Raw genomic sequence first — 10,608 nt, forward strand, 5'->3', positions numbered from 1 at the left:
ATATCACGCTGAACAGGAGCGAGTCTTTAATCAGTGCGCACCACTATCGGTGCGCCAGGTGCAGAGAGTAAGCGTTGCTTACTTACCCAGCATCTTCTTGACAACCTTTGCCTGGCCGCCGGTAACGATCTGGTCAGAAGCCAGACGACGGGTCAGACGAGAGGACTTGTGCTCCAGGTAGTGGCGGCGGTTCGCCTGCTGGCGCTTAACCTTGCCGCTACCGGTGAGCTTGAAGCGCTTCTTAGCACCAGAGTGGGTCTTCTGCTTCGGCATAGCTGCCGTTCTCCTTACATTCATCCCCCGCCACAACGGCGGGGTAGCTTAGTGGGGTTGAGCGATACACGCATCAGCCCCAAGGACCAAAGGTGAGGCACCCCCAACGAGGTGCCTCGGAACCGGCACCGGGTGAACCCGCAACACCCACCCAACGGTGGAGGCGCGTGCCCATCCTAAAGTGACGACCCGGTTCCCTACTCGGCGGAAGCCTGTGCCTTCAACTCAGCAGGCATAGCGTCTGCCAGAGAATTAGTTACGGGCTTCGCCTTGGTCGTGTCAATACGCTCGCGACCCTTGCGACCGCCGGCGCCCTGCTCACGGCGAGCCTCTGCCTTACCGCGAAGCGGAGCCAGAACCATCACCATGTTGCGGCCATCCTGACGGGGGCGAGACTCAACGGTGCTCACCTCAGCCAGCTCAGCCGCCAGACGCTCCAGCAGACGCACACCCATCTCGGGGCGCTGCTGCTCACGACCACGGAACTGAATCATTGCCTTGACCTTGTCACCACCGGAAAGGAAACGACGAGCGTGTCCAACCTTGGTTTCGTAGTCGTGGGTATCAATCTTCAGGCGGAAACGGATCTCCTTCAGAACGGCATTAGCCTGCTTCTTGCGGGATTCACGAGCCTTGATTGCGGCTTCGTACTTGTACTTACCGTAATCCATGAGCTTGCACACGGGCGGCTTCGCGTTCGGGGCAACCTCGACCAGGTCGAGTTCGGCGTCCTCAGCCAGACGCAGAGCGTCCTTCAGAGGGACAACGCCTACCTGCTCGCCACCGGGACCGACAAGACGGACCTCGGGAACGCGGATACGATCGTTAATGCGTGGTTCGCTAATGACTAGCTCCTGTGCTCTGTGGGTTTCCCCGTGAATACTATCCGTTGCGGGCACTAAAAAAGCCCCCGCAGTTACACAAGCGGAGGCACAAACCAGCGTACGCCGAAAGCGGCGGACGAACCCGTTCACCTCAAAACTCGCAAACTAACGTCTGCGGCGGTCAACCGGGTGGGAGGCATGCTCCACTTGCAAACTGCCTACAACCATACCGCAGAACCCCCTACAGGCGCAAGGAATTAGACGTAAAACACCATAAAAATTGCGGTCCTGACCGCGGAAAGTCCACGGAGGCGCCCACTCTTAAGGACGCATTTACCGAAACAAACGAAATATGAGATTCTAGGACTATGAGCACTGAAAACACGAGTTTCCGCTTCACTGCGGAAGAAGAAACCCCCGTACACGGCCACACCGAACTCACCGAAGAGCAGGTCGAAGCCGTCAACGAACAGCTGCGCGACATCGCAGACGTACCCGCCATCGAAATCATCAGCTCCGCAGCCATCCACATGATGAGCGCCGCAGCCGTCAAGTGCGGCCTGGCAGCCGAAGAAAACGCCGACGACCTCAAGGACCTCGACGAAGCACGCAAGCTCATCACCGCGCTGGCAGGCCTCGTCACCGCCGCAGCACCCGAAATCGGCTCCCAGCACGCAGCACCCCTGCGCGACGGCCTGCGCACCCTGCAGCTCGCATTCCGCGAAGCATCCCCCTTCCCGGACGAGCCCGGCAAGGGCCCCGGCGAAAAGCTCACCGGCCCGGTCTACTAAACCGTACCCGGTCTCATCACAGCGAAGCCCCGTCTCCCTCACGCCGAGGAAGACGGGGCTTCGTTATGTATAAAGTCTGTGCGGGTTAGCGGGAGCGGTATCTTTAGCGGGAACCCGCGGCCTCGAGAGCCTGCTCAAAACTAAAGTTACCCACGTACAGCGCCTTACCAAGCACCACACCCTCCAAACCGTACGGAACCATAGAACGCAACTTCTCAAGATCAGCCAGCGATGCCACACCACCGGACGCCACCACCCGACAGGCAGTCTGAGCCAACACCTCATCCAGCAGCTCCGCACCGGGACCTGCCAGCGAGCCGTCCTTGCTCACATCCGTAACGATATAGCGGCGCACGCCCGCGCCCTCCAGCCAAGCCAGCGCCTCCGCCAGATCAGGGCCCGACCAGTCGGTACCGCGAGCCACCGTCACCCAGCCCCGCTCAGGGTTATAGCGGGCATCGAGACCAAGAGCCAGAAGATCAGAATCGGCGTAATGAGCCAGAGTGCCTTCAAGCCAGGAAGAATCCGTTAGAGCCGCACTGGTCACGTTCACGCGGTCCGGATTCAGGCTCAGGGCGCGCTCCAGGCTCTCAGCATTACGAACGCCGCCGCTGACCTGGATACGAACCGGAGCGGAGCCCATTCGGGCATTCTCGGCACGGACGGCGGCAACCACCTCAGCCAGAACCTCAGTATTCGTGCCGCGACCAAACGCCAAATCAAGGTCAACCAGGTGGATCCAGCGGGCACCAGCCTTCACCCAGGTCAGAGCCGCATCCACCGGGTCGAGGCGTTGCTCACCACCGGACAGGGTGCCACCCACCGGGCGCACTGCATAGCCTTCAGAAATATCAACAGCGGGCAGAAGTTCAAGAACGGGTGCAGACATTAGTTACCTCCCGCAACAGTAGCGGAGTCGCCAGAAGACAGACGACCGGTCACCGCGAGAGACGCAACCCAACGGCGCATAAACTCAGCACCCAGCTCGCCGGATGCCAGCGGGCAGAACTGCACCGCCGTCAGCGGGCCGTTCTCAACCGCCGCAATATAGGGAGGTTCAGTTACCGTCCAGGTCACCGCCGGAGGAGCAATATAGTCAATGCTCTGATCAAAAGCCCACTCAAAAACGCCGTGCTCGGATTTGAAGTGAGCCTCACCCTCAAGGTCCTTGAGCAGCGCGCTATCGGCAGACGGGCTCAGAGCGGAAGTTCCGGGCATCAGGTCGCGGGTAGAAAGCTCCACGCCCTCACCGGGCCACTCCCCCATGCCCTGCACCTGAACCTGCCCCATCTGCGGGTGCTCCACCGTAATAGAGTCAAAGAGGCAGCTCAGTGCCGCACCGGCAACCAGCACCGGACGACCGCCGGCAACGCGGCGCCCAATCACGCGCTCAGCGTCCTTAGCTTTCAGCTCGTCGTATGCCTCAAGAGAGCTCGCGCCACCGGCAACCACCATGCCATCCGCCTCACGCAGCTGATCGGGCACAGCGGTGACAATAACGTCCGCCCCCGCATCCTGAAGAAGCTTCACCAGGGCGCCACGAGATCCAGGTTCGCCCAAGACGGCAACCACAGGACGAGCGCTCTGCACAGTTTCAGTTTCGACGGGTGTGGATTCAGCGGGGACGGGCATCGGTGCGCTCCTATTTCATAGGCTCAGAATTCGGTTCAAGCACTCTAGCTTGAGAGATAGCGGGTTCGGAGTCAACACATCAGCCTCATGCAGAAGCCGACCACATACGGGTCCGTGCTTAGCGCTGAGTCTGAGGAATCTCCAGACGCTGACCGGCATCAACAGAGGTGCTGGTCAGCGAGTTCAACTCCATAATACGAACCACAGTATCACGGGTGTCACCCTGCGGATTGACCTCTCGAGCAATATCCCACAGGGTCTCGCCGTGCTTGACCACAACGACGGTTCGGGTCACCGAAGCATTCTCCACGGAAGCAGAAGCCGCCGGACCAAAGAAGCTAATAGCACCGAGCACAATCAGCGCCGCCAAAGTCAGCAGGGGCAGCCCCTTCAAGAAACCGCGCGGAGTACCGAGACGACGAATAGAAGCGGGAACCGCGCGCAGAAGCTCGCCACTTTTAGCCAGAAGAGCACTCTTCACGCTAGGCGCCTGAGCATCAGAAGCAGCCTGCGCCTCAGAAGCTACGGAGCGAACCGACGCGGGCGCTTGGGCAGATACAGCGGGTGCAGATACGGTGGGAACGTGGGTAGACTGCGCCACCTGCGCGGGACGGGGTGCATGAGCCGCACGAGAAGAACGCACAGACTGAGGAGAAGAGGGCACACGCGTGTGACGCTGGGTAGTGCGGGCGGGGTGAAGTACCACCAAACCTGCCGGAAGGTGTGCAGAAGTGCCGCGAGAAGCAATAGGTGCTGCAGTAGTCATTGTGGTTCCTTTCTCTCAGCTCGCCCCGGGGTTACCCCGCGGGTCTAGCAATGCCGAGCGATACCCGCTCGGAGGTCCTAGTTGAGTGATAACTATGGAGTGGTGATTGTTAGGCGATAACTATTGGGTAGCTAGTCCCTAGTAGTTAGGTCAGAGCGTCGGATGCACCGGGTTGATTTGGGTACCCCAGTTTTGGGCACCCCATCCCCTGCGCTCTCTCTTCGCCGGATACTGTCTAAAACATTCGGGGTAGAACGTGCGAAGAGAGAGGCAGAGGATTCGAATACATTCGAACACTCATTCACTCTCACCTCCCGAAGGACTCGGGGCCAAATCTTCGAATATTCTTCGAACAGTCACCCGTAAATCCTATATTTCAGGAGAGATTCAAGAGTATATACGAACTCTTGTTCTAAAGTCTAGCAGAGATGTACTAAAAATTTCTTCGAGTTTCGAAGAAAAAATCTAGAATATTTGTTTGAGTTTTTCGGTGTAGTGTTCTACACTGGTGTCAAGAGACGTTCCACACGCTCCTGATGAGTCCTACTCACAGCAGGTTTCTGTACCCGTTACAGCTTGGTTCTGTATCGACCGCAGGTGTTGCTGGCTGAGTATTGCTATGTAGGGCGGAGGCGCTGACTCGTTGCCTGCGCGTTGCTCCGGCACGAATAGAATTCCTCCACCCCCTGACGAGATAAGACCCATTTCGACAGGGCCCCCAAAATTTTTAGGGCACCATCAGAAAACGTGTGAAGCACCATCCGTACCCCGACCGGGCTATAGAGACCGACTCATAGAAACCGGAGTACAGAAATCGGGGCACAGACCGAAGGAAAAGAAATGGCAACAGCACCCCGTCCGGCGCTGACCGCGCGCCAGCAGAAGATTCTTGACGCGATCCGCACCGAGATTGAACAGAAGGGTTACCCGCCGTCCATGCGCCAGATTGGTGACATGGTGGGTCTTGCGTCCCTGTCCTCGGTCACCCACCAGCTCGGTCGTCTCGAGACCATGGGCTACATTCGCCGCGACCCCAAGCTCCCCCGCGCCATTGAGGTGCTGGATGAGAACGGCGTCGGTATGCACGGTAGCTCTTCCTCGTCCCTGCCCGAGCTTCCTAACTTTGAGGTCGGCGACGAAGACCTCGTCCCCGTTCCCCTGGTCGGACGAATCGCAGCGGGCGGTCCCATTACCGCCGAGCAGTCCGTGGAGGATGTGCTCGCTCTGCCCCGCCAGCTGGTCGGTAGCGGCAAGCTCTTCATGCTCAAGGTCAAGGGCGACTCCATGATCGATGCCGCAATCTGCGACGGCGACTGGGTGGTCGTCCGCGAGCAGCACACCGCCGACAACGGCGATATTGTTGCCGCGCTGCTTGACGACGAGGCAACCGTGAAGGTGTTCCGTCAGGTCGACGGCCACACCTGGCTCATGCCTCGCAACGCCAACTACGAGCCGATTATGGGCGACCGCGCAACCGTCATGGGTAAGGTCGTCTCCGTGCTACGCAGTCTCTAAAAGACATAACCGCGAGGCTTTTAGCTCTATATAAAAATCACCCCGGTGATACGTGAACATTTACGTATCACCGGGGTGATTTCTATATTTCTACAGCGAATATTTTCAAAGCGGCTATTTCCACAGCGGATATTCCTAAATCAGAGCGCGGCGTAGCCAGGAATGGAGCCTGCCCGAGCTAACGCTCAATACTCGCCGAAAGACGAGCCAGCGCGCCAATTACGGCTGCCTTATTCTGGGTCGACCACATCGGCGGCATAGCCTTCATCAAGAAACCGCCGTAACGCTTGGTTGCTACACGAGAATCCAGCACAGCCACCACGCCGCGGTCAGACACCGAACGAATCAGGCGACCCGCGCCCTGCGCCATACGAATCGCCGCGTGGTGAGCAGAAACCGCCATAAAGCCGTTACCGCGGTGACGGTTCACCGCCTCCGTACGAGCCTGCGCAATCGGGTCATCCGGGCGCGGGAACGGAATGCGGTCCATCACCACCAAGCGGCAAGAGTCACCGGGAACGTCCACACCCTGCCACAGGCTCATCGTTCCGAACAGGCATGAGTCAACGTCCTCGCTGAACTCCTCCACCAGGGCCTTGAGTGAAGACTCACCCTGCAGAAGAATGTTCAGGTCGCTGTGCTCACGCATGTACTCGGCGGCACGCTCAGCGGCACGCTTCGAGGAGAACAGGCCCAGGGCGCCACCCTCCGACGCCTCGCACAGCTCACGTAGGCGCTCCAGCTGGCCCTCATGCACGCCAAATCCCGGAGGCTTCAAATCTCCGGCAACGTACATGATGCCCTGCTTGCGGTAGTCGAACGGCGAACCCACGTCGATGCTCATCCAGCGGGGCGCGCCCTCGCCCTGCAGACCCAGGGCGGCGGCGGCAACGTCAAAAGAGTCGCCCACCGTCAGGGTCGCGCTCGTCAAAATCACGGTGCGGTCAGCAAAGAGTCCGTCACGTAACTGCAGGCCAACGCTCAGCGGCGCAATGTTCAGGGTCGCAGGGTCGGTATCGGAAGCGGCCACGTAGCGGCCGTTCTCCCAGCCACCCTGACGAGAAATCCACAGCACATCCTGCTCGGCAGAAGCCTCCAGAATGCGGCTGCTCATATCGTGCACCTCAGAGACACGCGAGCGCGCCATCTGCAGGCCCGCGTCAACGTCTTGGCCGTCCGGCTTGGTGTCGGACAGGGCGGTGCGGGCGGCATCATTCACCGCAGAAATAGCGGTCAGGAGGCGACCGTCCAGGCCCTTCAGCAGGCCCTCGGCAAGACCCTCGAAAGCGGTCTCCAGGGTGCCGGCAGCCATTTCCAGGGCACCGGAATCAGCCTTCGAATGCTTCTTCACGCTACGCGCCGCACGGCGAACCATCGCAACCGTCAAAGAACCAGATACCGCGCCGGTCACACGGTCAACCAGCTCATGAGCCTCGTCAATAATGACCGTCTCGTGCTCGGGCAGGACCTTCATGCCCTCAAAAGCGTTAATCGCCAGCAGGGCGTGGTTCGTGATGACGATGTCAGCCTCAGCGGCACGGCTGCGCGCCATCTCGCTGAAGCACTCCTCCACCAGCGGGCAGCGGCGGCCCAGACACTCGGCAGCGCTCACCGACACCTGAGCCCAGGCGCGATCAGAGACGCCGGGCTTCAGCTCGTCACGGTCACCGGTCTCAGTGTGGTCAGCCCACTCGCGCAGACGCACCACTTCCTCGCCCACGCGGGAGGTCGAAGAAGGCATGTCGAAGAGAACATCCGGCTCGTCTTCCGGGTAGCCGCCTTCCAGCTTGTGCAGGCAGAGGTAGTTATTGCGGCCCTTGAGCAGAGCCACCTGCGCCTGAGACTCCGGGCGCGGCTCCAGCGCTTCCAGAAGACGCGGAATATCGCGGTTCACAATCTGCGCCTGCAGGGCAAGGGTCGCCGTCGCAACCACAATCGGCTGGTCAGACTCCCCCACACGCGCCAGGGCAGGAACCAGGTAGCCCAGGGACTTACCGGTACCGGTACCCGCCTGAACCAGCAGGTGACGCTGCAGCTCAAGAGCCTGCGCCACGTGCGCCGCCATGGTGCGCTGACCGGCGCGGTTCTGACCGCCGGTGGCGGCAACTGCCTCATCCAGCAGGGTCAGGGCATCCTTAGCACCGGGCAGGGTCTCAAGCTCCTGCCCGGTGAATCGGGTGCCGTCGGTTGCGGGTGCAGTTCCCGGGGCGTTTTTGGGCGCGTTGATGCTCTCGGTCACGCTCATACGCTCCTAGAGAGCCTCAGAATCAGAGGGCTGCTCAGATTCAGATGCGGTCGCTTCAGTGAGGGCGCGTGCCTCCGCAAGTTCCTCTTCCAGAACCTCCAGCAGGTCGCCCTCCAGCACATACTCGGACAGTTCGGAGGCGACATCCTCACGGACCAGAGCCACCACGAAGGTGCCGTCCGATACGAAATCAGTGCTCTTAATTTCGGCGTCCCACTCGTGCAGGCGCGAAATAATCTCACCGTGCGAGTACGGAATCAGCAGCCTCACCTCAATGGAGGGGCGCGGAATGGTGTCCGCAATCTTCTGCTTCAGCTCCTCAATACCCTCACCGGTACGCGCCGAAACAATCACATGCTCCGGCTCGCGCTGGCGCATACGCTCCAGCACGAACGGGTCGGCGGCATCCGCCTTATTCAGCACAATGATCTCGGGGATATGGCGGGCGTCGACCTCCGCGATGACCTCGCGGACAGCACGAATCTGCCCCTCCGGGTCCGGGTGCGAAGCATCGACCACGTGCAGGATGACGTCAGCGTCGGCAACCTCTTCCAGGGTGGAGCGGAACGCCTCGACCAGCTGGGTCGGTAGCGAACGCACGAAACCCACCGTGTCAGAGAGGGTGTAGCCGATACCGTCCGGGGTCTGAGCCTTACGGACGGTCGGGTCCAGGGTCGCAAACAGGGCGTTCTCAACGAGCACGCCAGCGTCGGTCAGACGGTTCAACAGGGAGGACTTACCCGCGTTCGTGTACCCGGCGATAGCCACCGAGGGCACACGGTTACGGCGGCGGTTCAGGCGCTTCGTCTCACGCGCCGGTGCCATCGCGGCAATCTCACGCTTCAGCTTCGCCATGCGAGCGCGCAGGCGGCGGCGGTCCATCTCAATCTTGGTTTCGCCGGGACCACGCGAACCGATACCCTCACCGGCTGCGGCACGGCCACCCGCCTGGCGGGACAGGGACGCACCCCAACCACGCAGACGCGGCAGCATGTACTCCAGCTGAGCCAGCTCAACCTGTGCCTTACCCTCGCGGGACTTAGCGTGCTGAGCGAAAATATCGAGAATCAGGGCGGTGCGGTCAATGACCTTGACCTTCACAATGTCCTCAAGGGCACGACGTTGAGAGGGCGCCAGCTCGGAATCGACAATCACGGTGTCGGCGCCGGTCGCCTCCACAATGTCCTTGAGTTCCAGTGCCTTACCGGAGCCGAGGAAGGTGCCGGGGTCCGGCTTGAGGCGGCGCTGAACCAGGCCGTCCAGAACCTCAGAACCTGCGGTTTCAGCCAGTGCCGCGAGCTCACGCAGGGAGTTCTCGGCGTCCTCTACGGTGCCCTCGGTCCACAGGCCGGCAAGCACCACGCGCTCCAGACGCAGCTGGCGGTACTCAACCTCGGTGACGTCTTCAAGCTCGGTGGAGAGGTTCGCGATACGGCGCAGTGCGCGGCGCTCGGCGAGGTCTTCCTGGTCACCATCAAATTCAGAGTGCTCGCGCTGAACATCAGAAATTTCACGTGCGCGAGTATCCAGCACACGGCGGCTATTGTTGCCGTGCATGCTGGAGGAGTTATCGCTGTGGTGCGCGGTACCGGCGGCGTCATACGTCGTGACGGAGGCGGCGGCCTGGGAGCGCCCCAGAACGCGGTCTACGGTGCGGCGCAGCTGCTCATCGCTGGGCAGCTTTTCGGTATCAGATACGGGGGTGTTCTTAGAATTCATACGACTCTAATTCTACCGCCGTTGCCCGCATCGGGTAGGGGGTTCGGTCACCTGTGCGCTCAGGGCGTGCAACCTGCTGACCCACCCCGCGCATACTCTGCCCGTGTGCGGCGGGATCTTGCCCTACCGGTACACTGGATAGCATGAGCGAGCAGCATTATTTCTCTGAAACCCCCGAGACCGAGTTCAAGCCCCGCCCCGTGCAGGTGGAACTTGCCGGCCGCAAGGTCACCGTCACTACTGCTAACGGCATTTTCAGCCCCTCCGGCATTGATAAGGGCACCGCTATTTTGCTGCAGGAAGCACCCGACCCGCAGGGCGAACGCATGCTCGACATCGGTTGCGGTTGGGGCCCCATCACCCTGACTCTGGCGATGCTCGCCCCGCAGGCGCAGGTGCACGCGGTGGACGTGAACTCCCGCTCCATCAGCCTGACCGAACGCAACGCCGCCGCTCTCGGCCTGTCAAACGTCACCGTGGGAACCCCCGACTCTGTTGACCCCGAACTGCGTTTCGATACCATCTGGTCGAACCCGCCGATTCGCGTGGGTAAGGAGGTTCTGCACGAGATCCTGCTGACCTGGCTGCCGCGCCTGGCGCCCGGCGGTGACGCCTACCTGGTGGTTCAGAAGAACCTCGGCTCCGATTCACTACAGAAGTGGATGGATGCGCAGCTTGAGGATTTGTACCCCGGCGAGTTTGAGGTGTCGCGCTATGCGACCTCGAAGGGCTTCCGTATCCTGCAGGTGCACCGCTACGAGGACTAAAGCCCCTGGCGCTGATTCCTCTGGCGCTCATTGCTAAAAACGTAAAAGCGGCGGGTGTTTTGTGATTTTAGTTTCA

General features: G+C 60.7%; 10 protein-coding genes. 3 read left to right on the forward strand and 7 right to left on the reverse strand.

The features are described from left to right. Positions 1 to 78: 78 nt before the first annotated feature. Both rpmI and infC read right to left on the reverse strand, forming a co-directional pair. Positions 79 to 273, reverse strand: coding sequence for a 50S ribosomal protein L35 (rpmI, locus tag HXO69_RS05255; protein WP_004006287.1), 195 nt, complete (start codon positions 271 to 273; stop codon positions 79 to 81). A 197-nt stretch (positions 274 to 470) separates the two neighbouring features. Next, positions 471 to 1,172, reverse strand: a complete 702-nt coding sequence (infC, locus tag HXO69_RS05260) for a translation initiation factor IF-3 (RefSeq protein WP_005507875.1) — start codon at positions 1,170 to 1,172, stop codon at positions 471 to 473. 293 nt (positions 1,173 to 1,465) lie between these two features. Between infC and HXO69_RS05265 the strand changes: the two genes are divergently transcribed. After that, positions 1,466 to 1,888: a DUF1844 domain-containing protein gene (locus HXO69_RS05265; RefSeq protein WP_070594146.1), complete on the forward strand. Its 423-nt coding sequence runs from the start codon at positions 1,466 to 1,468 to the stop codon at positions 1,886 to 1,888. A 103-nt stretch (positions 1,889 to 1,991) separates the two neighbouring features. Here the strand turns inward: HXO69_RS05265 and HXO69_RS05270 are convergent, their stop codons facing one another. The 3 genes from HXO69_RS05270 to HXO69_RS05280 all read right to left on the reverse strand — a co-directional run bounded on the left by HXO69_RS05270 (position 1,992) and on the right by HXO69_RS05280 (position 4,286). Then, positions 1,992 to 2,777 (reverse strand): HisA/HisF-related TIM barrel protein, encoded by a 786-nt coding sequence (locus HXO69_RS05270; protein ID WP_296545730.1) that lies wholly within the window; start codon positions 2,775 to 2,777, stop codon positions 1,992 to 1,994. Further along, positions 2,777 to 3,520, reverse strand: a complete 744-nt coding sequence (locus tag HXO69_RS05275) for an imidazole glycerol phosphate synthase (RefSeq protein WP_296545731.1) — start codon at positions 3,518 to 3,520, stop codon at positions 2,777 to 2,779. The genes HXO69_RS05270 and HXO69_RS05275 overlap by 1 nt, the downstream gene beginning before the upstream one ends. Positions 3,521 to 3,638: 118 nt before the next feature. Beyond that, positions 3,639 to 4,286 (reverse strand): LysM peptidoglycan-binding domain-containing protein, encoded by a 648-nt coding sequence (locus HXO69_RS05280; protein WP_296545733.1) that lies wholly within the window; start codon positions 4,284 to 4,286, stop codon positions 3,639 to 3,641. An 840-nt stretch (positions 4,287 to 5,126) separates the two neighbouring features. On the opposite strand from HXO69_RS05280, the gene lexA reads away from it, so the two are divergent. Further along, positions 5,127 to 5,801 (forward strand): transcriptional repressor LexA, encoded by a 675-nt coding sequence (lexA, locus tag HXO69_RS05285; RefSeq protein WP_070643922.1) that lies wholly within the window; start codon positions 5,127 to 5,129, stop codon positions 5,799 to 5,801. 178 nt (positions 5,802 to 5,979) lie between these two features. Here lexA and HXO69_RS05290 read toward each other — a convergent pair whose 3' ends face one another. Both HXO69_RS05290 and hflX read right to left on the reverse strand, forming a co-directional pair. Further along, the gene (locus HXO69_RS05290; RefSeq protein WP_296545735.1) at positions 5,980 to 8,046 is read right to left on the reverse strand and encodes an ATP-dependent DNA helicase; all 2,067 of its coding nucleotides are present in this window, start codon (positions 8,044 to 8,046) and stop codon (positions 5,980 to 5,982) included. Between the two features lie 6 nt (positions 8,047 to 8,052). Beyond that, positions 8,053 to 9,765: a GTPase HflX gene (hflX, locus tag HXO69_RS05295; protein ID WP_296545737.1), complete on the reverse strand. Its 1,713-nt coding sequence runs from the start codon at positions 9,763 to 9,765 to the stop codon at positions 8,053 to 8,055. A gap of 143 nt (positions 9,766 to 9,908) precedes the next feature. Here hflX and HXO69_RS05300 point away from each other — a divergent pair, with 143 nt between their 5' ends. Next, the gene (locus HXO69_RS05300) at positions 9,909 to 10,532 is read left to right on the forward strand and encodes a class I SAM-dependent methyltransferase (RefSeq protein ID WP_296545738.1); all 624 of its coding nucleotides are present in this window, start codon (positions 9,909 to 9,911) and stop codon (positions 10,530 to 10,532) included. The last annotated feature ends 76 nt before the right edge of the window (positions 10,533 to 10,608 follow it).

It is taken from the genome of Rothia sp. (in: high G+C Gram-positive bacteria) (genome assembly GCF_015265375.1).
Classification (GTDB): domain Bacteria; phylum Actinomycetota; class Actinomycetes; order Actinomycetales; family Micrococcaceae; genus Rothia.

Bases quoted from the DNA above. Each gene is read 5' to 3' on its own strand.
- hflX (WP_296545737.1), bottom strand. From the start codon at position 9,765: ATGAATTCTAAGAACACCCCCGTATCTGATACCGAAAAGCTGCCCAGC.
- HXO69_RS05280 (WP_296545733.1), bottom strand. From the start codon at position 4,286: ATGACTACTGCAGCACCTATTGCTTCTCGCGGCACTTCTGCACACCTT.
- HXO69_RS05290 (WP_296545735.1), bottom strand. From the start codon at position 8,046: ATGAGCGTGACCGAGAGCATCAACGCGCCCAAAAACGCCCCGGGAACT.
- rpmI (WP_004006287.1), bottom strand. From the start codon at position 273: ATGCCGAAGCAGAAGACCCACTCTGGTGCTAAGAAGCGCTTCAAGCTC.
- HXO69_RS05270 (WP_296545730.1), bottom strand. From the start codon at position 2,777: ATGTCTGCACCCGTTCTTGAACTTCTGCCCGCTGTTGATATTTCTGAA.
- HXO69_RS05265 (WP_070594146.1), top strand. From the start codon at position 1,466: ATGAGCACTGAAAACACGAGTTTCCGCTTCACTGCGGAAGAAGAAACC.
- lexA (WP_070643922.1), top strand. From the start codon at position 5,127: ATGGCAACAGCACCCCGTCCGGCGCTGACCGCGCGCCAGCAGAAGATT.
- HXO69_RS05300 (WP_296545738.1), top strand. From the start codon at position 9,909: ATGAGCGAGCAGCATTATTTCTCTGAAACCCCCGAGACCGAGTTCAAG.
- HXO69_RS05275 (WP_296545731.1), bottom strand. From the start codon at position 3,520: ATGCCCGTCCCCGCTGAATCCACACCCGTCGAAACTGAAACTGTGCAG.